Source organism: Paramagnetospirillum magnetotacticum MS-1 (genome assembly GCF_000829825.1).
In the GTDB taxonomy this organism is placed as follows: domain Bacteria; phylum Pseudomonadota; class Alphaproteobacteria; order Rhodospirillales; family Magnetospirillaceae; genus Phaeospirillum; species Phaeospirillum magnetotacticum.
In genome coordinates, this window is sequence record NZ_JXSL01000020.1 from 44760 (window position 1) to 65898 (window position 21139).

Consider the following 21139-nt stretch of genomic DNA (forward strand, 5'->3'; position numbering starts at 1 on the left):
CGGCCTTGAGTGGAGCATGACGGAGGTCAAGCTGGCAGTTGAACCTGAAAGATGCTCCCGCCGCCTTCAGCGGGTTCCACCCAGATCTTGCCGCCAGCCCGCTCGACGATCTTCTTGGCGATGGCCAGTCCGATTCCCGTGCCCTCGAATTTGTCGCGGGTGTGCAGGCGCTGGAAGATACCGAAGATGCGCTCGGAAAACTGCGGATCGATGCCCAGGCCGTTATCGGTGATGGAGACGATCCACCCGTCCGCCCCTTCCTTCGCCGAGATACGGACGATGGGGGTCCGTTCGGGGTGGCGGTATTTGACGGCATTGCCGATCAGGTTCTGGAACAGGCGGACCATGTCGTCCCGGATCACGGGCAGAACCGGCAAGTCGGGGGTGCGGTTCACCTGGGCGCCGGATTCGACGATGACCGTGTTCAGATTGGCGACGGCCTCATCAATGACACCTGCCAGATCGACCTTTTCCACCGGCAAGGAGCGGTGGCCGATGCGCGAGAATTCCAGCAGGTCGATGATCAGCCGGTCCATGCGCTTGGCGCCTTCGCGGGCATAGGCGATGTAGTCGCGCGCATCGTCGTCCAAGGTGGGGGCATAACGCCGCTCCAGCAGGGAGACGAAACTGGCCACCTGACGCAACGGCTCGCGCAGGTCGTGGCTGGCCACATAGGCGAACTGTTCCAGGTCGGCATTGGAGCGCGACAGTTCGGTGGCCTGCGCCGTCAGGGCCTGTTCCGAAGCCAGGCGTTCGCTGATGTCGCGAAACACCAGAACGGCACCCTTGATCTTTCCGTTCTCGCGGATGGCGGTAACGATGAAGTCCACAGGAAAGCTGGGCCCGTTGGTCCGCCAGAACGTCTCGCCCAGGGCCTCGCGGGTTTCGCCGTCGTCGAGCGTGCGGCCCACGGGGCAGTCCTCGGCGGCATAGGGGCTGCCATCGGAATGGGTATGATGATTGTTGGCATGCAGATCCTGGCCGATGGGGTCCTCATGCTCCCAGCCGAGCATGATGCGGGCTGCCGGATTCATGAAGGTGATCCGCCCGCCCGTATCGGTTCCGCAGATGCCCTCGCCCGCGGTGCTGAGGATCAGTTCGGCCTCACGTCTGGCCTGTTCGATGTCCTTTTGGGCCTTTTCCTCGGCCTTCATGGCGCGGATCAAGATCAGGCTGAGCAGGATTATGGCCAGACTGACCAGTCCTGCGATGCTCACCAAGGTGGCCGTCTCGCGGCGCCAAGGAGTCAGCAGGTCGTCGATACCGGCGGTGACGATGACGATCAGGGGATAGTCGCGCAGCCGCTGGTAGGAGACCATCCGTTCCTTGCCGTCGATGAACTGGCTGGACGATATGAACACGCCCTTGGTCGACAGGGCGTAGTTCTCCTTGAAGGACGGGGTGTCGGCGATGTTGATACCGATCACATGGTCCTCGATGGGAACGCGGAACAAGAAGGTGCCGTCGGCCCTGAGAATGGCGATGGAGCCCAGCGGCTTGATGCGCTCGGCCTCGAAGGTTTTGGCGATACGGTCCAGTTCGATGGCGGCAAACAGAATCGAGACGTCGCCGCCGCTCTTGTCCACCGGAATGGAGACCGGAATACCCCACTTTCCGGTGACCCGGCTGACCACCGGATTGCCGATGAAAAAGCCCCGCGTCTGCATCTGGGCCTGGGCTCTGACATAGTCGCGGTCGGCGACATTGGCCAGGGGCTTGGGGCCGCGCCGGGGGATGTAGTGCAGGCCGCCGCCGCTTGTCACCATGCGGATATCGAGCATGCCGTCCGACATCTGGCGCAGACGGTCCACTAGGGCGATGAAGGACGGGCTGTCGCCCGGATCGGTCTGGGGATGGTCCGCCATCCAGAAATTGCTGGCCATCAGCGAGGTTTCGGCATGGCGGAACAGGCGCAGGGTCTGTTCCTCGGCGGCCGTGGTCAATTGCTCGAGGACGACGGTGTTGGACGCGATGATGCTCTTGCGCTGGGACCAGGACCAATAAGCGACAAAGCCCCACAGCACCAGGAGCATGGCTCCCAGCAATCCAACCATGATGCGGCGGTTCGATGTGTGGAGTTCGACCGGCACGCCTATGGGCACTCCTGAAAGCGAACCGGCTCGCCCGAGGCCTGGCCCAACAGTTGGCCATCGCGCATGACGGTGCTTCCGCGCACGATGGTGGCCACCGGCCAGCCCGTGACCTTGCGCCCGTCGAAGGGGGTCCAGCCGCAGCGGCTTTCGATCCAGTCGTTGGTGATGATGCGCTCGGCCTTCATGTCCACGATGGTGAAGTCGGCGTCATAGCCCACCGCGATGCGCCCCTTGCCCGCGATATTGTAGATGCGGGCGGGACCCGCGCTGGTCAGGTCCACCAGCCGCTCCAGGCTGAGGCGGCCCTGGTTGACGTGGTCGAGCATGAGAGGGACCAGGGTCTGGACCCCGGTCATGCCCGACGGACTTTGGGGATAGGGCTTGTCCTTCTCCTCGCGGGTATGGGGCGCATGGTCCGAGCCCAGCACGTCCACGGTTCCGTCGGCGATGGCCTTCCAAAGGGCGTCGCGGTGGCGGGTGCCGCGAATGGGCGGATTCATCTGGGCATAGGTGCCCAGCCGCTCATAGCATTCCGGGGCGGCCAGGGTCAGGTGCTGGGGCGTGGTCTCCACCGTGGCCACATCCTTGTGACCGGCCAGGAACTCCATTTCCTCGGCGGTGGTGACGTGCAGCACATGGACGCGGCGCCGTGCCGTCTCGGCCAGGGCGATCAGGCGCTTGCTGGCCATCAGGGCGGTTTCCTCGTCGCGCCACAGGTGGTGGACGCGGGGATGCGCCCCTTCCTCGGCCACATGTTTGCGCTCGATCAGGCGGCCCTCATCCTCGCAATGGACGGCGACGCGGCGAAAGCCCTGGGCCAGGACCCTGCCCAGAGTCTCGTCGTCGGCCACCAAAAGGTTGCCAGTGGAAGACCCCATGAACACCTTGATGCCGGCACAGCCGGGAATGCGCTCCCACTGGGCCAGATGGTCCACATTGTCCGACGCCGCGCCGATGAAGAAGGCGTGATCCACCCAGGCGCGGCCCTTCGCGCGGGCCAGCTTGTCTAGAATAGCGTCGGCGGTGGTGGTGGAGGGCTTGGTGTTGGGCATCTCGAAGATGGCGACCACGCCGCCCTGGGCGGCGGCGCGCGTGCCGCTTTCCAGGTCTTCCTTATGCTCGAGGCCCGGCTCGCGGAAATGCACCTGGGTGTCGATGACGCCGGGCAGCACGGTCAGCCCGCGCAGATCCACCTCGTCGGCGGCCGAAGCGCCCAGCAGATCGCCCAAAGCCCGGATGCGGCCGTCACTGACCGCGATATCGGCGCGTCCGGTGCCGTTGGGCGTCACCACCGTGCCATTGCGCAGGATCAGGTCGAAGGACTGGGCCATGGCGGTTCTCCAAAGAATTCAGATGGTGATTATATCCGCTCCGCCAAAGCGGAAAAGGCATCTCCGTCGGGAATCTTGCCCAGCACATGCCTTTGATGCCACAGGGCGTAGAACAGCAGGGTCCAACAGGCGAAACCGGTGTCCTTGGTGCAATCCTTGAACAGGCGCTTCACCTTGCCGGGATGGCAGATCTCCTCGATTCCGGGCTGATGAGCCACCAAGTGCCCGATCTCGGGGCGTGCCGCGATCCACTCGGCGACCGGCACGGTGAAGCCGCGCTTCTTCTCGAAGGGCCGCGAGGCGGGCAGCGCGGTTTCCAGCCAGCGGCGCAAGATCCACTTGCCCAAGCCTTTGCGGACCTTGAGATGGTCGGGCAGGCGGAAGGCGAAGGCGGCGACGACGGGATCAAGGAAGGGCACCCGGCCCTCGATGCCGTTGGCCATCAGGCAACGGTCGGCCTTGGCGAGCAAGTCGTTGGGTAGCCAGTCGGCGCAATCCACCGCCTGGGCCACCTGCAGGCGGGTGCGACCGGGCATGGCCTCGACCCGCTCGGCCAGCTTCATGCCGTGGCGCCAGTGGCTGAGGATGCCGTCTCTCAGCACATCCAGCCCGTCGAAGGTGCCCTTCCTGCGCATGGATTTGGTCAGCGGCCAGGGGCGCATGGCGTGGCGGTAACGGCCATAGCCGCCGAACAACTCGTCGCCGCCCTCGCCCGACAAGATGACCTTGACCTCCTTTCTCGCCTCTTGGGCCAGCTTGAAGGTGGGCAGGCAGGCATAATCGGCGGCCGGGTCGTCCATGGCGGCGGCGACCTGGGGCAGCAAAGCCCAGAAGTCGCTTTGCGTGAACTCCACCTCCACATGCCGCGCGCCCACGGCACGGGCCAGATCGCGGGCATGCTCGCGCTCGTCGTGCACCTTGGTGCCGGGGAAGCCAGCGGTGAAGGCCAGTATGCCCCTGGGGTTCAGCCTCGCCATCAGGGCCAGAACCACCGAGGAATCGATGCCGCCCGACAGGAACATGCCATAGGGCACGTCCGAGCGTTGGTGCAGTTCCACCGATTCGGTCAGCGTGTCGTCCAACTGGTCCAGCAACTGGTCCAGGCCGCCCTCGTTGGGCCCGCCAGCGGGCAGGGCGGGCAGGCGGCGGCTTTCGGCGACGCAGCCTTCCTCGGCCACCACGGTCTCGCCGGGGGCAAGACGGCGGATGCCCTTGAAGATGGTCCGGGTCCCGGTGGTGAACTGCAATTGCAGCAATTCGGCCAGGGCGACGGGGTCCAACTCCGGCTTGACCAGTCCGGCGGCCAGCAGGGCCTGGGGCTCGGAGGCGAAGGCCAGACCGGGACTGCCTTCGGCCAGATATAGCGGCTTGATGCCGAACGGGTCGCGGCAAAGGATCAGCTTCTCCGCCTTGCCGTCGTGAATGGCCAGGGCGTACATGCCGCGCAGGCTTCGAGCGAAGGCCGGGCCCTGGTGGCGGTAAAGATGCAGCGGCGGCTCGCAGTCCGATCCCGTGGCGAAGGCTTGGCCCGCCATGTCAGACTTCAGTTCCAGGTAGTTGTAGACCTCGCCATTGGCGACGATGGCGTTGCCCTGACCGTCCAGGATGGGCTGACGGCCCCCTTCCAGATCGATGATGGACAGACGGTTCTGCACCAGGCCCACATTGCCCTGCACATGGCGGCCGCGCCCGTCGGGGCCGCGATGGGCCAGGGCATCGGCCAGCTTGTCCAACACTGTTTCATCGGGCGGGCCGCCTGGGGTCATGAGTCCGGCGATGCCGCACATCAGCGCTTCACCTTCTCGAAGAAGTCCAGATAGCGCGCCACCACGGCGGCTTCGGTGAACTGGCGTTCATAGGCGCTTCGGCCCCCTTGGGCCAGGGTGCTGGCGGTGTCGGGCTCGGTCAGCAGGCGGCGGATGGCCTGGGCCAGTGCCTGATCGTCATCCACGGGCACCAGCAGGCCATCGACGCCCTCGGTGATCAGTTGCTTTGGCCCTTGCGACGCGGCGGCGATGACGGGGCGCGCGGCGGCCCAGGCTTCGATCACCACATTGCCCAGAGGCTCGTGGCGGGACGGGCAGACGAACAGGTCGCCGGTGGCGTAAAGCGCCGCCACATCGTCGCGCCAGCCGAGAAAGCGCACCCTGGGCCTGACCGACAGATGGGCGGCCAGGGCTTCCAGTTCGGCGCGCTGGGGGCCTTCTCCGGCGATCCACAGATAGCAGTCGTGCACCTGCTCCACCGCCTTCAGCAGAACGTCGAAGGCCTTGTTGGGATGCAGGCGGCCCATGGCGACGATCAGCTTTGCGCCGGGCGGTGTGTCGAGGCCGGCGCGCGACAGCGGCGGGACGCCTTGGCTGTCGGCCACGAAATTGGGAACGTAATGAACCTGACCACTCGGTCGACCCTGGGCGATGATCCAGTCGCGGATATCAGGCGTGTTGCCGATCAGGTGGTCGCACTGGCGGTAATATTTGAGATCGTAATAGCCGCCCAGGCGGCCCACCGTCACATGGGGGCCCTTAGGGACAAAGCGCGACGCCCGGTTCATCCAGGTCAGTACGATGTCAGGCTTGAACGCCTTGACCTCGCGGCGAAAGCGCCAATGGGTGACGAGGTCGAGGGCTCCGCCGAACGGCGCTTCCACCACATCGACGCCCTGGCCGCGCAGCAGGGCGGCGCGCTTTGGATTGTCGCGGATCAGCACGCGCTGGGTGATGCCAGCCCGCCCCAGAGCCGGAGCCAGGCGCTCGAAAAAGGCCTCCGCCCCGCCATGGGGGGCTCCGGCCATGGCCTGGAGCAGCCGGGTCATTTCAACCAGCCTTCCAGCGTGGCGGCGGCGCCGTCCCAGGTCCGGCCCTTCCAGGCGGTGCGGGCTTCGGCGCTCATGGTTTGTTGTACCGACCGGTCGGTTAACAGCATGGCGGCCAGATTGGCGAAGGCGTCGTCATCGGGGGACGCATAGCCGGTGATCCCATCCTTGATGCGCTCGGGGGCGGCGCCCAAGGGGCGGATCACCGCCGGGCAGCCCGCCGCCTGACTTTCCATCAGGGTAAAGCAGCCCATGTCATCGGCATGGCCGGGATAGAGGTGGACGCGGGCTTCGCGCAACGCCTCGGCCATCAGATGGTCCCCCTGGGGACGGCAGACCACCACGCCATGGCGGGCGGCGGCCTTGACCTTGGCGGCCAGGGGGCGCAGCGCCTCGTCGATCTCGGCCCCGTCCATGGCCGAGGCCAGCATCATGGAATGGATGTGCAGTTCCGCATCGGGGGCCTTGGGCCTGATCTTGCCGATCCACAGATCCACCAGCCAGTCCAGGCCGTGGGCGGGATGGGTGGTGACCACGGCGCGCGGCGGCTCCTGGGGCCTGGGCTCCGCGCCAAGATAGTCCGAGCGCACCGCCATGGGCAGCAAGCCAGCGGCCAGTCCCTTGGCCTGGAAATCGCGGGCCTGGGCCTCGGCCACCAGCAGCAGCAGCGGCTTATGGGTGTCGATCATGGCCCGCGTCGCCGGGCGGTCCAGCAGACGCCCCGGCCCGGTGTGCCAGAATACCCGCTTGCCCGCATGGCGGACGAATTCCAGCAAGGCGGGTTTGCGGAACGCGATCAGCACATCGGTGCGCAGCGGCTTTTTGCCCTCGAAGGTCTCCCACTGGGCGCTTTCGATATACATGCCCCAGCGGCAGCGGTTGAACACCTGCACCGTATGGCCCAGCCGCGCCAGGGCGCCGGGCAGCGAGGCAAAAGCCTTCTCCGCCCCGCCCAAGGGGCGCGACGAGGCGGAATAGCCGTCGAAGGGAATGGAATCGTCCACGAGGGTGATATGCATGGTAGGAATCTTATAAGGCGGCAAGGGGGGCTTGTCATCCCGGCTGGTTTGACCCACCCTCTGTTCGGAAGGGTTGCCGAAGAGGATTTGGCCCATGAGCGACAAGGTCTTTGTGCATCTGGAACAGCGTGCCGTGCTGGAAGTGGGGGGCGAGGACCGCCGCGCCTTCCTTCAAGGCCTGGTCTCCAACGACATGAACAAGGTGGCCGGGGATCGGGCGGTGTTCACTGGCCTGCTCACCCCCCAGGGCAAGTTCCTCTACGATCTGTTCGTGGTCGAATTGGGCGATGTCTTCCTGATCGAGGCGGAGGCGGCGCGCCTGGAGGATCTGCGCAAGAAGCTGTCCATGTACAAGCTGCGCTCAAAGGTGACCATCGCCGTGGCCTCCAATATGGCGGTGTTCGGCCTGATGGGCGAAGGCGTCGCGGCTGCTTTCGACCTGGAGCCGCAAGCCGGAGCCGCCACGGAATTCGCGGGCGGCAGCGTCTTCGTCGATCCCCGTCTGGCCGAAGGGGGCCTGCGTGCCCTGCTGCCCGTCGATGGCGGCCCCCGCGTTCTCGAAGCCAACGACTTCAAGCCCGCGCCCTTCCATTCCTGGGACGAGGCCCGCATCCGCCTGGGCCTGCCCGACGGTTCGCGCGATCTGGAGGTGGACAAGGCTCTGCTGCTGGAAAACGGCTTCGAGGAGCTGAACGGCGTCGACTTCAACAAGGGCTGCTATATGGGCCAGGAACTGACGGCGCGCACCAAGTATCGCGGGCTGGTCAAGAAGCGCCTGATGCCGGTGGAGGTCAACGGACCCATGCCAGCGCCGGGAACGGTCATCCATCTGGGGGAAGCCGAGGCGGGCGAGATGCGCTCGGCCTGCGGTCATGCGGGTCTGGCCCTGATCCGGCTGGACCAGTGGCGCGCCTCGGGGGGCATGGGGTTCACCGTCGGCACGGCACGTCTGGACGCCGCAAAGCCCAAATGGGCGGTGTTTCCCGAAAGTGAGTGAGCTGGTGCAGGATCTGTCACGCCGGGTGACGCCGCTGACCGTCTCGGCCGATATCGCCGAGGCGGTCCGGCTGTATCAGGCCCTGGGCTTCGAGGTGGTCGATAGCGGGAATCCGGGCTGGGTCGGATTGCGGGCCGGACACAGCCACCAGATCCTGGCTTCCAAGGCTTTCATGGAACGCCGGTTCAGCCCCTGGACCGTGGCCGTGCTGCTGGATCACACCACGCCCTATATCTATGTGTCATCCCTGGACGAGGCCAAGGCGCGGCTGTCGGATTCTGCCGCCATCGTCGAGCAATCGGCGGTGGTCGATGGCAGCCGCGAAGCGGTGATCGACGCCGACGGCCTGTATCTGGTGCTGGCGGAAAAGGTCGAGGGAGGCGAGTAACCCCTCCCTGTTTTCGTCATCCCGGACGAGCAATGCGAGATCCGGGATCCAGGGGGGGCGACTCCTGGGTCCCGGCTCGGGGCCGGGACGACGACACGGATACGCTAAGCCACCGCCGAGCGCATGGCGGCGATCTGGTCGGGCGTCATGGCGGCGATCTGGGTGGTGGTGAAGGCGTCGATCTGGACGGCGTTCAGCGCCTCGATCTGGGTGGCCGACAGCGCTCCCACATTGGTGGTCGACAGGCCCGCGACCTGGGTGGTGGTCAGGCCGCCCAACTGGTTGGGAGACAGGGCCGCCATCTCGGTGGTGCTGAAATTGCTGACCTGGGTGGGGGTCAGCGCTCCCATCTGGGTGGCTGACAGGGCCGCCAACTGGCCCGCCGACAGCGCCTGCAACTGGCTGCCGGTCAGATTGGTCACCTGCTGGGTCGACAGCGACTGGACCTGGGTGATGGACAGGGCCTGAACCTGAGTGGTGGTCAGGGCGCGGATCTGCACGCGGGTCAGCGCTCCCAATTGCTCGCTGTCCATCTGGGCGATCTGAGACGTGGTCAGGCCGCTGATCTCGGCGGGCGTCAGGGCGGCGATCTGCTCTCCCGCCAGGGCGTAGAACTGGGTGGCGTCCAGGCTGCCCAACTGTTCGGTGCTGAGGCCGACGATGCCGGTGGGCGACAGGGCGTTGACCTGGGACGGCGACAGCGCCCCGATCTGGGTGGTGGACAAGGCCGCCAAAGCGGTGGCGGTCATGCCCCAGATGCCGATCTGCGACAGCGAGGATATCTGCTTGGTGGTCAGCGCCGTGATCTGGGTGGTGCTGAGCGATCCGATGCCACTGGCCGACAATCCGCCCAATTGGGTGGTGGTCAGGGAGTTGATCTCGGTGGCGTTTAGCCCGGCCACCTGGGTGGTGGTCAGCGATCCGATCTGGGTGGTGGTCACCGCCTGCAACTGGGTGGTGGACAGCGCGCCCAACTGGGCGGCGGTCAAGCCGCCGATGCCGGTGGCCGACAGCGAGGTGATCTGGGTGGTGGTCAGCGCCACCAACTGGGTGGTGGACAGCGAACCGATGCCGGTCGATGTCATTCCCGCCAGTTGGGCCGCGGCCAGGGACGCCACCTGGGTGGTGGCCAGACCGTTGATCTGGGTGGCCGAAAGCGCCCCCATCTGCGCTCCGCTCAAGCCCCGCAACTGGGTGGTCGACAGCGCCCCCATCTGGGTCGCGGTCAGTCCGGTCACCGACGTGGTGGTCAGCGCCGCCAGTTGGCTGGCGGCCAGGGCGCGGGTCTGGGTCAGCGACAGGCCGGAAATCTGCGTCGCGCTGAGCCCCATTAGCCCGGCATTGGAGAAGGCGGTCAGCGAGGTGGTGGACAATCCGCCCAACTGGGTCGCCGACAGGGCGCCCAGGCCGGTCGAACTCAGCCCCGCCAACTGGGTGGTGGCAAGCCCCGCCAGATCGGCGGTGGACAGGCCTTGGATCTGATCGCTGCCCATGGCCGCCATCTGGGCCGGGGTGAAGCCGCGCAGCTGGGTGATGGACAGGGCGTCCATCTGGGTGGCCGACAGGCTGGCCAGGGCCGTGGTGTTGAGCGCCGCCAGATGGCTGACCGAAAGGCCGGTCATCTGGGTGGTGGACAGGCCGTCGATCTGGGTGGCGGCCAGACCGGCCACGGCGGAGACCGACAGGGCGGCGATCTGGGTGGCGCTCATGGCGCCGATCTGGGTCTCGTCCAGTTCGTCCACCTGATCGGCCAGCAATCCCCGAATCTGGGTGATGGTCAGGGCGCCCATATCGGAGGTGGTCAGCTCGCCCACCGCATCTTGGGACAATTCGCCCACCTGGGTGGCTGACAGGCCGCGCAACTGGGTGGTGGACATGGCATGGATCTGGGTGCCGGTCAGGCCCGTGATTCCGCCCGCCGAGAGCGCGGCAAGCTGGGTCGCGGTGAGCCCCGAGACCTGGGTGGTGGTCAGCGCCGCCGTCTGGGTGGCGCCCAGGCCGGAAAGCTGGGTGGTGGACAGCGAGGAGAAAGCGGTCTGGCTGAGCCCCGCCACCTGGGTCGCGGTCAGGCCGCCCATCTGGGCATTGGTCAGGACCCGAAGTTGGGCATTGGAAAGGGCCGATATCTGGCTGGCCGACAGACCCGAAAGCGCCGTCAGGCTGAGCCCCGCCACCTGGGTGGTCGACAGCGCCGCCACCTGGGTGAGCGTCAGGCCGCTGGTCTGGGTATCGGCCAGACCGCCCAGCGCGGAGACCGACAGGGCGCGGGTCTGGGTCACCGACAGGGCAGACAGTTGCGCCGTGGACAGGGATTGCACCTGGGCCGCCTTCATGCCGGACAGCTGGGTGGCGGTCAGGGCGGCCAGGGTGGCGGTGGGCAGGCTGCCGGTCTGGGTGGTGGTCAGGGCTCCCAGTTGGGTCACGGTCAGGGCCGAAAGCTGGGTGACCGACAGATGCCCCAATCCGGTGGTGGACAGGCCGGACACGCCGCTGCTGGACAGGGCATGGATTTGGGTGGCCGAGAGGCTGTCCATCTGGGTGAGGCCGAGCGAGGCCAACTGGGTGCCAGCCAGCGCCGCAACCTGGGTGATGGTCAGGGCCGCCAGGCCGCTGGTGGACAGGCCGGAGAACTGGACCGAATCCAGCGCGGTCAACTGGGCCGTGCTCAAGGTCCGCACCTGGGTGGCCGACAGGGCGGCCAGTTGCGTGCTGCTCAATCCGCTGACCAGGGTGCCGGACAGGCCGCCGACCTGGGTGGTGGACAGGGACGCCATCTGGGTGGCCGACAGGCCGTCGATGCCGGTCTCGGACAGGGCGGCGATCTGGGTGGCCGAGAGCGCGTGCAACTGGGTGGTGCCCAGGCTGGCCATCTGCTCGGCCGACAATCCATCCATGGCGCCCGCGGCGATGGCGGCGATCTGGGTCGCGCCCAAGGCGGTCAGCTGGGTGGTGGCCATGGCGCCGATCTGCGCGTCGCTCAAGCCGCCGATCTGGGTGGTGGTCATGGCCCGGATGCGGGTCTCGTTGAACACCGCCATCTGGGTGGGGGCCAGGCCGCCCACCGCACCGGCCGACAGCGCGCCCATCTGGATGGCGGTCATGCCGGTGAGCGTGGTGGTGGACAGCGATGCCACCTGATTGGCGGTAAGGCCCCCAAGCTGGGTGGTGGACAGCGCTCCCAGATCGGTGGCCGACAGGCCCGAGACCTGATCCGGGGTCAGTGCCGCCACCTGAGAGGCGCTCCAGGCGCGCAACTGGATGGTGGACAGGGACTCGATCTGGGTGGCCGAAAGACCGCCGATGCCCGAGGCCGACAGCGCCGCCATCTGGGTCGCGCTGAAGGCGGCCAATTGGGCGGTCGACAGGCTGCCGATGGTGTCGGCGCCCATGGCCTGCATCTGGGTCTGCGACAATCCCGCCAGTTGGGTATTGGTCAAGCCGCCAAGCTGGGCGCCATTCAGAGCCGCCAACTGGGCGGTGGCCAGCCCGCGCAACTGGGTGACGGAGAGCGCGCCCAGGGTGGCGGTGTTCAGCCCGGCAATCTGATCCAGGCTGAGGGCGGCGATCTGGGTGGGGGTCAGAGACTGAACCTGGGCGCTGCCCAATCCGGCGATCTGGGTATTGGTCATCCCGCCCAGCGCCGCGCCGGTCAGGTTGGCGATCTGGGTATTGCTCAGCGCCCCCACCTGGGTGGTGGAGAGGGATTCCATCTGTGTGGCGGTCAGGCCGCGCAGCTGGGTTGTGGACAGCCCCACCACATCCGCCGTGGACAATCCGTCCAATCCCACTTCCGACAGGGCGGAAAGCTGGGTGGCCGACAGGGCGGAGAGTTGGGCGCTGCTCAAGGCATCGATCTGGTCGGCGCTCAGCGCGCCCAGGGCTATGGTGTTCAGGCTGGCCACCTGGCTGGGCGCCAGGGCGGCCAATTGCGACGTGGTCAGGGCCTGGGCCTGGGCATCGCTCAAGCCCGCCACCTGGAAGGTGGACAGCGCCCGGAGGCGGGTGGTGCCCAGCGTGGCGATCTGGGTCTCGGTCAGGCCGCTCATGGCGGCGCCCGACAGCGCTCCCATCTGGGTGGCGGTCAGTCCATCCAGGGTGGTGGTGCTGAGCGCGCCCATCTGGGCGGCATTCAGGCCCGCCAACTGGGTGATGCTGAGGGCGGAGAGTTCGGACGAAGTCAAGCCGCCCACTTGATCGGCGGACATCCATCCGACTTGGGTGGCGCTGAGCGCATGCAGCTGGACCGAGGACAGCCCGGTGATCTGATCGCGCGTCAGGCCGCCGATTCCCGCCGCCGACAGGGCGGCGATCTGGGTGGCGCTGAACTGGGTCGCATCCATATTGACGATGGTGTCGCCGGTCAGCCCCTGCATCTGGCTGGTGGACAGCGCCGCCAGCTGGGTGGGGCTGAAGGCGGCAAGCCGGCTGGCGTCCAGCGCCGCGATCTGCGACTGGCTGAGAGCGCGGATCTGGGTATTGGTCAGTCCGGCGATCACCGACGTGTCCAGTCCGCCCATCTGATCGGCGCTGAGCGCGTGGATCTGGGTGGAAGACAGCGCCGCCAGCTGCGTCGGATTCAGCCCGGCGATGCCGGTGGTGGTCAGCCCGCCGATGGCCCCATTGGACAGGCCGCTCAGTTGGGTGGTGGACAGCGCCGCCAACTGACTGGTGTCGAGCTTCGACATCTGGGTGGCGGTCAGGCCGCGGACCTGTGACACCGACAGGAAGCTCAGCTCGTCCAGGTCAAGGCCGTCCAGCCCGTCTTCTGACAGGGCGCTGATCTGGGTGGACGCCAGGGCCCGCAATTGCGTGGTGCCCAGCCCGGCCACCGTGACGCTGGACAGGCCCGCCAGGGCCGAGAGGCTGAGCCCGGTGACCTGGGTGGCCGACAGCAGTCCCATCTGCGACGGTCCCAGGGCTTCCAGCTGGGTGGCGCCCAGGCCGCCGATCTGGGTGGGGGTCAGCGCCGAAAGCTGGGTCTGGTTCAGCCCGTTAACCTGGGTGACGCTCAGGCTGGCCAGTTGGGCCGCGCTCAATCCCCGCACCTGGGTGACCGAGAGACCGCCAATCTCGGTGGAATCCATCCCGGACAACTGGGCGGCGGACAAACCCGCCATCTGGGTGGGGGTCAGCGCCGAAAGCTGAGTGACGTTGAACGCCGCGACCTGGGTCTCGCTCAGGCCCGCGATGCCGTCGGCGGACAGACCCGCCACCCCCGTCGTGGTCAGGGACTCGATCTGGGTCAGGGTCATGGACCCCACCTGGGTGGCGGTCATGCCGCCCATCTGGGTGCGGGTCAGGGCCGACAGAACGCTGGCCGACAGGTTGGAAACCTGATCGGCGCTGAGATTGCCGATCTGGGTGGTGGACAGAATCCGGATCTGGCTGGTGGCCAGGGATTCGATCTGGGTGGAAGACAGGCCGGTGACGCCGGTGGTCGACAGCGCCAGCAACTGGGTGAAGCTCAACAGGCCGATCTGGGAGGTGGACAACTCGCCCAGCGTATCGGCCCCCAGGCCGCGAATCTGGGTGGCGGTCAGCGCCGCGACCTCGGTTCCCGTCAGGCTTTGCACCTGGGTCGCATTCAAGGCGCCCAATTGGGTGGCCGACAGGGCGCGGAGCTGGGTGATGGAAAGCTCGGCCACCTGCTCGACGCCCATGGCGCCCATCTGGGTCTCGGTCAGTCCGGCCATCTGGGTGACGGTCAAAGCCCCCATCTGGGTGGGGCTGAGCAGGGCGACCTGGGTCTCTGCTATGGCGCGCAGGGTGCCGACGCTCAAGGCCGCCACCTGCGACGGCGTCAGGGAGGCCAGCTGGGTATCGGTCAGCAGTCCCACATTGGTGGCGGACAGGGCCCGGATCTGGGCGCTGTTGAGCGCCGCGACGGCCGTGGGCGACAGGGCGGCGACCGCCGTATCGGCCAGGGAGGAAATCTGGGTGGCGGTCAGGGCGCGCACCTGGGTCGCCGACATGTCGCCCAATTGGGTCAGGCTGAGACCGGCCAGTTGCGTGGTGCGCAGGGCCGCCCACTGGGTCTGGGACAGCGCCGTCAGCTGATCCTGGCTCAACTGGCCCATCTGGGTGGCGGAAAGCCCGGCGACCTGGGTGGTGGACAGGCTGGCCAACGTGGTTGCCGAGAGACCGGACAGGGCGTCCACGGACAGGGCCGCCATCTGGGTGTCCTGCAACCCCTTCAACTGGAGACTGGACAAATGGCTCAGTTGATCGGCGCTGAACGCCGACAGGGGATTGGCCCCCAATCCGCCCAATTGGGTGACGGTCAAAGCCTCGATCTGGTCTTCCTTTAGCAGTGAAACCCGGTCATGGCTAAGGCCCAGCAATCCGGTGGTGGACAGGGCGCTGAACTGGGTGGCGTCCAGGGACAAGAACTGCTCGTCGGTCAGTCCCCGGATATGGCCAGCGGTCAGGCCGCCCAACTGGGTGGTGCTGAGCCGGTCCAAGGTGGTCTCGGTCAACGCCGCCAACTGCTCGATGGACAGGCCGCCCATCTGGGCCGAGGTCAGGGCCGCGATCCGGGAATCGGACAGGGTCTCGATGGCCTCGACCGACAGGCTTCTGATCTGGGTGGGCGTGAGCGAGGCCACCTGGGTGGTGCTGAGCCCGGCGATCTGGGTCGGTGTGAGGTCCGAAATCTGGGTGGGTGAAAGGCCGCGAAGCTGGGCAAGACTGAGCGCGCCCAACTGGGTGGGGCTCATGGCGCCGATCTGGTCGTCGGCCAGCCCGGCCATCTGGGTGATGCTGAACCCGGTCAGTTGGGTGGCGGTCAGGGTCGCCACCTGGGTGGGGCTCATGGCGGCGATCTGGGTGGAGGCCAGCGCGGCCAACTGGGTCTGGTTGAGCGCCCCCAATTGAGCCCCGCTCAACTGCGCCATCTGAAACTCGTTCAGGCCGCGCAGCGCCGTGATGGATAACGCCGCCATCTGGGAGGTTCCCAGGGCGGCCAGTTGGGTCTCGTCGAATTGGGTCAGGGCCCGGATGCCGAAACCCTTCACCTGATATTGGTTCAGCGCGGAAATCTGGGTGGCGTCGAAGCCGTGCATCTGATCAGCGTTCAGCACGCCGATCTGCGCCGCCGACAAGGCGTTGATCTGGGTCGAGGTCATTGCCTGAATCTGACTCTGGGTCAGACCGGCCATGGCGGTCAGCGACAGGGCGGCGATCTGGGCGCCGCTCAGCGCGCCCATCTGGTCGAGGGACAGCGATCCGATTTCGGTGGCGGACAGTGCCTTGATCTGGGCGGTGCTGAACGCGCCCACCTGGGACGAGGTGAGCGCCGCCACCTGATCCTCGGATAGCCAGCCGATTCCGGTGGCCGACAGGCCACGGACCTGGGTTGCCGACAGGCCTGCGATCTCGGCGGTGGAGAAGGTGCTGAACTGGCTGGTGCTCAGCGCCCCGATCTGGGCCGCCGACAATCCGCCGATCTGGGTGGCGTCCAGGGATTCCACCGCGCTGGTGGACAGGGCGCCGATCTGGGTGGTGCTGAACGCCGCCACTTGATTGGAGGAGAGCAGATCGATCTGTTCGGCGTCCAGTCCGGCCACGCCACGGGCGGCCAGATTGGAAATCTGGGCCGCGCTGAGGCCGGTCAGTTGGGAATCACTCAGCCCCGCCACCTGTTTGGCGGTCAGGGCGGCCAACTGGGTGGAACTCAACCCGGCCATCTGGGTGGAATTCAAGGTGGCGATGGCCGAGGTGGAGAAGAACTGGAACTGGGAGGCCCCCACCGCGGCCAGTTGGGTCTGGGAAAGCACCCCCACCTGGGTCACGTCGAAACCCTGGATGCCGAAGGCGCTGAGCGCGGCCATCTGGCTGCTGCTGAGCGCCGCGACCTGATCGGCGCTGAGCGCGCCGGTGGCCGTCTGGGTCAGGCCGCGCGCCTGGGTGGTCGACAAGGCCGCCACCTGGGTGGGAGCGAAGGCCGGAATCTGGGTGGAGGACAGCGCCAGAATGCCAGTGATGGTGAGACCGCTCAACTGGCTGAGGTTCAGCGAGGCCAGCGCCTCGTTGCCCAGTCCGCTCACCTGGGTGCCGTTCATGGCGGCGATCTGGCTGGACGCGATACCCGTCATCTGGGTGGGGGTCAGCGCCCCAGTCTCGGTGGAGGTCAGTCCTTTGACCTGGGTGATGGAGAGTACCGATAGCTGGGTGGGCGCCAGGGCGCGGAACTGGGTGACCGTCATCTCTCCCAGGTCGGTGGCAGTCAGGCCCTTGATCTGCAAGGTGGAGAGCGAGGAAATGACGTCCACGCCGAAGGCGTCGAACTGGGCGTCGAGAAGAACCGAAAGCTGGTCGCCGCTGAACGCCACCTGCGACGGCGAAAGCGCCCCGATCTGCGTTTCCGTCAGCCCCGTCATCTGGGTGACGGTGAGGGATGAGAGCTGGGTGCTGCTCATCTCCTGGATCTGGGAGACGCTGAAGGCGGCGATCTGGAAGGTGCTGAGTTCGCGGATGTCCGAGGCGGTCAGGTCCCGAATGGCCGCGCCGCTCAGTTGAGCGATCTGCGCCTCATTCAGCGACGATATGGACGAGACCATGGGTGCTTCTCCGACCGGACCCTAAACGATCGCGGCGATGCCTGACCTGACTTCGCGTGGCAACGCAAGAAACATGCCGAACCTTTCTTGTAAGGCGGGCCGAGGTAATTCCTCTATTCCTTATAGGGATGAACGGGGAATCCGTCCCGGCAAATTTTGCCCCGTGCAGATTTTGCCGGGTGCTTATTGCCCGGTCGGGGCCTTCTCGTCGGGCATGTGGCGGCGGATCAGCGGCATCTGGAACATCATGAAGATGAAGGTCAAGGCCATGCTGCCCGGCACCTTCCACAAGACCCAGGTGTCGAGCGACGCCACTCTGCGCACCACCTCGTTGAGCCCGGCCATGGCCAGAAAGAACAGGCAAAAGCGCAGCGACAAGACCCGCCAGCCGTCATCGTCCAGATGCAGCGCCTCGCCCAGCACCACCTTGACCGTGGGACGGTTCAGGGCCAGCCCGCCGCCCAGCACCAGGGCGAAGAGGGCATAGACGATGGTCGGCTTCATCATGATGAAGGTTTCGTCATTCAGCCACAGGGTCAGCCCGCCGAACACGCCCACCACCAAGGCGGTGACCAGCGGCATCAAGGCGACCTTGCGGGTGAAGACATAGGACAGGACCAAAGCCACCGCCGTGGCCGCCATCAGCGCCGCGGTGGCGGGCAACAGGCCCTTAAGCCAGTAAAGCCCCAGAAACACCGCCAGCGGACCGAAATCCACGGCGGGCTTCAGCCATTTGGGGGCCTGCGGCGCGCTCATTCCACCGTGACGCTTTTCGCCAGATTGCGAGGCTGGTCCACGTCGGTGCCCTTGGCCACGGCCACATGATAGGCCAGCAATTGCACCGGAATGGCGTAAAGGATGGGCGCCACCACCGGATCGACGCAGGGCAGGGCCATGGAGGAGAACAGCTTGGTGGAGACCCGCCGGATGCCCTCGGCATCGGAGAAGAACACCACGCGGCCGCCGCGCGCCACCACTTCCTGGACGTTGGACGCGGTCTTTTCATATAGCTCGTCGGTCGGGCAGATGACGATCACGGGAACCGAATCGTCGATCAGGGCGATGGGGCCGTGCTTGAGTTCGCCCGCGGCATAGGCCTCGGCGTGGATATAGCTGATTTCCTTCAGCTTCAACGCGCCTTCCAGCGCGATGGGATAGCTGGTGCCGCGCCCCAGATAGAGGACGTCGCGGGCCTCGGCGATGCCTTGGGCGATGATGCGGATCTCGTCGTCATGGCGCAGCACCTCGGCGATACGGGCCGGGATCTCGGACAGCGAGCGGCAGATATCGGCTTCCTGGTCGGCGGACAGCGCGCCCGTGGCGCGGCCCATGCCGATGGCCAGACAGGCCAGCACGGTCAACTGGGTGGTGAAGGCCTTGGTGGACGCCACGCCGATCTCGGGCCCGGCCATGGTCTGCAGCACGCCTTCGGATTCGCGGGCGATGGTGCTTTCCGGCACATTGACCAGGGACAGGGTGCGCTGGCCGTGTTCGCGGCAATAGCGCAGCGCCGCTAAGGTGTCGGCGGTCTCGCCCGACTGCGAGATCATGATGGCCAGGCCGTCGGCCTCCATGGGCGGGCAGCGGTAGCGGAACTCGGACGCGATATCCACTTCCACCGGCAGGCGGGCAAGTTTCTCGATCCAGTACTTGGCCACCGAACCGGCGTAGTAGGAGGTGCCGCAGGCGATGATGCGCACCCGCTTGATGGAGGCCAGATCGAAGGGCAACTTGGGCAGCGTGATGGTGCGGTCGGCGGGGTTCAACATGGTGTTGAGCGCATTGCTCACCACTTCGGGCTGCTCGAAGATTTCCTTGAGCATGAAGTGACGGTGCTCGCCCTTGCCGATCATGGCGCCCGAGAACTGGGTCTGGCGCACCTCGCGGGTGACGTTGGCGCCGGTGCGGTCGCGGATGACCACGCTTTCGGCGGTCAGCACCGCCCAGTCGCCGTCGTTGAGATAGGCGATCTTCTGGGTCAGCGGCGCCAGCGCCAGGGCGTCCGAGCCCAGATACATCTCGCCCGCGCCATAGCCGATGGCCAAGGGCGAGCCCTGGCGGGCCGCGATCATCATATCGGGCCGTCCGGCGAAGATGATGCCGAGAGCGAAGGCGCCCTGCAGACGCTCGAGAGCCTTGGCGGTGGCCTCTTCCGCCCCCATGCCCTGGGCCAGATGGTAGTCGATGAGCTGGGCCACGGCCTCGGTGTCGGTGTCGCTTTCGAACACCTGGCCCTTGGCCGACAGTTCGGCCTTCAGCTCGTGGAAATTCTCGATGATGCCGTTATGGACCACCGCCACCCGTTTGGTGGCGTGGGGATGGGCGTTGCGTTCGTTGGGCACGCCATGGGTGGCCCAGCGGGTATGGCCGATGCCGATCAATCCGCCCATGGGCCGGGTCTTCAGGAGGCTTTCCAGATTGGCCAGCTTGCCCTCGGCGCGGCGGCGTTCGATCTCGCCATTGACCAAGGTGGCGATGCCAGCCGAGTCATATCCGCGATATTCCAGGCGCCGCAATCCCTCCACCAGGAGAGGGGCCACTTCCACCTTGCCGATGATGCCGACGATGCCGCACATGGAGGTCTAGTCCTTCTTCGCTTTCTTGGCGGCCTGCTGGGCGCGGAAGCGCTCGGCCCAGCCCTTCAGTTCCATCTGCGAGCCGCGCGCCACGGCCAGGGCGCCCGGCGTCACTTCCTTGGTGATCACCGAACCGGCGCCGACCACCGCGCCGTCGCCCACCTTGACGGGCGCCACCAGCGAGGTGTTGGAGCCGATGAAGGCGCCTGCGCCGATATCGGTGAACGACTTGTTGAAGCCGTCATAATTGCAGGTGATGGTGCCCGCGCCCACATTGGCGCCAGCGCCCACGCGGGCGTCGCCCACATAGGCCAGATGGTTGATCTTGGCGCCCGCCTCCACCGTGGCTTTCTTGACCTCGACGAAATTGCCGATATGGGCGCCTTCGCCGATCTCGGCGCCGGGGCGCAAGCGCGAGAAGGGACCGGCGGCCACACCCGCCTCCACGGTGCAGCCCTCGAAATGGCAAAAGCCCTTGATCTCCACATTGTCGCCCACGGTGACGCCGGGGCCGAACACCACATGGGGCCAGATGGTGACGTCGCGGCCGATCCTGGTATCCCACGAGAACCAGACGGTAGAGGGGTCGATCAGGGTGGCGCCGTTATCCATGGCCGCCAGACGCAGCCGGGCCTGGACCAGGGATTCCGCCACCGCCAGTTCCGAGCGGGCATTGACGCCCAGCAGTTCGGAGGGCTCGCCCTCCACATGGGTGCAGGTGGCGCCGTCGGCTCGCGCCAGGGCGACGATGTCGGTCAGGTAGTATTCGCCCTTGGAATTCTTGTTATCGACCCGCTCGATCAGGCTCCACAGCCGGTTGCCATCGATGGCCATGACGCCGGAATTGCACAGGGGATTCTCGCGCTGGTCCGGGGTGGCGTCGCGGTATTCGACGATGGCCTTGAGCCCTTCCGCGCCCACCACCAGACGCCCGTAATGGCCGGGGTCGTCGGGCTTGAAGCCCAGCACCACCACCGCCGGGTCGCGCGGACCCCGGCGCTCGGCCAGCATGCGCTCCAAGGTGGCCTGGGTGATCAGCGGCGTGTCGCCGTACAGCACCAGCACATCGCCATCGAACTCGCCCAGGGCCGATTTGGCCTGAAGGACGGCATGGCCGGTGCCAAGACGGTCGGCCTGGATGACGGTGGGATGGGGGGCGACGGTCTTGCTCACCACCTCCATGTCGGGGCCGACCACCACCACCATGCGATCGGGCGCCAGGCCTGAGACGGTGTCGAGCAGATGGCTCACCATGGGACGGCCCGCCAGAGGATGCATGACCTTGGGCAGGGACGACTTCATACGCGTTCCCATGCCGGCGGCAAGGACGATGACGGCGAGCTTGGCAGAAGCCATGATGCG

11 protein-coding genes are annotated in these 21139 nt (G+C 66.6%); 2 read left to right on the top strand and 9 right to left on the bottom strand.

The window, feature by feature from the left end:
• Nucleotides 1-26 precede the first annotated feature (26 nt).
• The 5 genes from CCC_RS02690 to CCC_RS02710 are packed head-to-tail and all read right to left on the bottom strand — an operon-like array spanning nt 27 to nt 7258.
• Nucleotides 27-2090, bottom strand: a complete 2064-nt coding sequence (locus CCC_RS02690; RefSeq protein ID WP_236686283.1) for an ATP-binding protein — start codon at nt 2088-2090, stop codon at nt 27-29.
• Between the two features lie 2 nt (nt 2091-2092).
• Nucleotides 2093-3424: a dihydroorotase gene (locus CCC_RS02695; RefSeq protein WP_041039691.1), complete on the bottom strand. Its 1332-nt coding sequence runs from the start codon at nt 3422-3424 to the stop codon at nt 2093-2095.
• A 29-nt stretch (nt 3425-3453) separates the two neighbouring features.
• Entirely contained in the window at nt 3454-5211 is a 1758-nt protein-coding gene (gene asnB / locus CCC_RS02700) for an asparagine synthase (glutamine-hydrolyzing) (protein ID WP_009869524.1), read from the bottom strand.
• Nucleotides 5211-6239, bottom strand: a complete 1029-nt coding sequence (locus CCC_RS02705; RefSeq protein WP_009869525.1) for a glycosyltransferase — start codon at nt 6237-6239, stop codon at nt 5211-5213. Before CCC_RS02705 ends, asnB begins: the two co-directional genes overlap by 1 nt.
• On the bottom strand, nt 6236-7258 hold the full coding sequence (locus CCC_RS02710) for a glycosyltransferase (RefSeq protein ID WP_009869526.1): 1023 nt from the start codon (nt 7256-7258) through the stop codon (nt 6236-6238). Before CCC_RS02710 ends, CCC_RS02705 begins: the two co-directional genes overlap by 4 nt.
• A 94-nt stretch (nt 7259-7352) precedes the next feature.
• Between CCC_RS02710 and ygfZ the strand changes: the two genes are divergently transcribed.
• Nucleotides 7353-8255 carry a CAF17-like 4Fe-4S cluster assembly/insertion protein YgfZ gene (gene ygfZ / locus CCC_RS02715; RefSeq protein ID WP_009869527.1) on the top strand — a complete coding sequence of 301 codons (903 nt, stop codon included), beginning with the start codon at nt 7353-7355 and terminating at the stop codon, nt 8253-8255.
• Nucleotides 8248-8643 (top strand): propionate catabolism protein, encoded by a 396-nt coding sequence (locus CCC_RS02720; protein WP_009869528.1) that lies wholly within the window; start codon nt 8248-8250, stop codon nt 8641-8643. Before ygfZ ends, CCC_RS02720 begins: the two co-directional genes overlap by 8 nt.
• 104 nt (nt 8644-8747) lie before the next feature.
• On the opposite strand, the gene CCC_RS02725 is transcribed toward CCC_RS02720, so the two are convergent.
• The 4 genes from CCC_RS02725 to glmU form a co-directional block, all read right to left on the bottom strand.
• A complete protein-coding gene (locus CCC_RS02725) occupies nt 8748-17201 on the bottom strand; it encodes a beta strand repeat-containing protein (protein WP_009869529.1) in 8454 nt (2817 codons plus the stop codon).
• A gap of 183 nt (nt 17202-17384) precedes the next feature.
• A complete protein-coding gene (locus tag CCC_RS02730; RefSeq protein WP_009869530.1) occupies nt 17385-17957 on the bottom strand; it encodes a septation protein A in 573 nt (190 codons plus the stop codon).
• Nucleotides 17954-19777, bottom strand: a complete 1824-nt coding sequence (gene glmS, locus CCC_RS02735; protein WP_009869531.1) for a glutamine--fructose-6-phosphate transaminase (isomerizing) — start codon at nt 19775-19777, stop codon at nt 17954-17956. The genes CCC_RS02730 and glmS overlap by 4 nt, the downstream gene beginning before the upstream one ends.
• Before the next feature lie 6 nt (nt 19778-19783).
• On the bottom strand, nt 19784-21133 hold the full coding sequence (gene glmU, locus CCC_RS02740; protein WP_009869532.1) for a bifunctional UDP-N-acetylglucosamine diphosphorylase/glucosamine-1-phosphate N-acetyltransferase GlmU: 1350 nt from the start codon (nt 21131-21133) through the stop codon (nt 19784-19786).
• Nucleotides 21134-21139: the final 6 nt, after the last annotated feature.

What these genes read in the sequence shown, in the direction of transcription:
- CCC_RS02695 (WP_041039691.1), bottom strand. Translation starts at nt 3,424, where the DNA reads ATGGCCCAGTCCTTCGACCTGATCCTGCGCAATGGCACGGTGGTGACG.
- CCC_RS02705 (WP_009869525.1), bottom strand. Translation starts at nt 6,239, where the DNA reads ATGACCCGGCTGCTCCAGGCCATGGCCGGAGCCCCCCATGGCGGGGCG.
- ygfZ (WP_009869527.1), top strand. Translation starts at nt 7,353, where the DNA reads ATGAGCGACAAGGTCTTTGTGCATCTGGAACAGCGTGCCGTGCTGGAA.
- glmU (WP_009869532.1), bottom strand. Translation starts at nt 21,133, where the DNA reads ATGGCTTCTGCCAAGCTCGCCGTCATCGTCCTTGCCGCCGGCATGGGA.
- CCC_RS02730 (WP_009869530.1), bottom strand. Translation starts at nt 17,957, where the DNA reads ATGAGCGCGCCGCAGGCCCCCAAATGGCTGAAGCCCGCCGTGGATTTC.
- CCC_RS02710 (WP_009869526.1), bottom strand. Translation starts at nt 7,258, where the DNA reads ATGCATATCACCCTCGTGGACGATTCCATTCCCTTCGACGGCTATTCC.
- asnB (WP_009869524.1), bottom strand. Translation starts at nt 5,211, where the DNA reads ATGTGCGGCATCGCCGGACTCATGACCCCAGGCGGCCCGCCCGATGAA.
- glmS (WP_009869531.1), bottom strand. Translation starts at nt 19,777, where the DNA reads ATGTGCGGCATCGTCGGCATCATCGGCAAGGTGGAAGTGGCCCCTCTC.
- CCC_RS02725 (WP_009869529.1), bottom strand. Translation starts at nt 17,201, where the DNA reads ATGGTCTCGTCCATATCGTCGCTGAATGAGGCGCAGATCGCTCAACTG.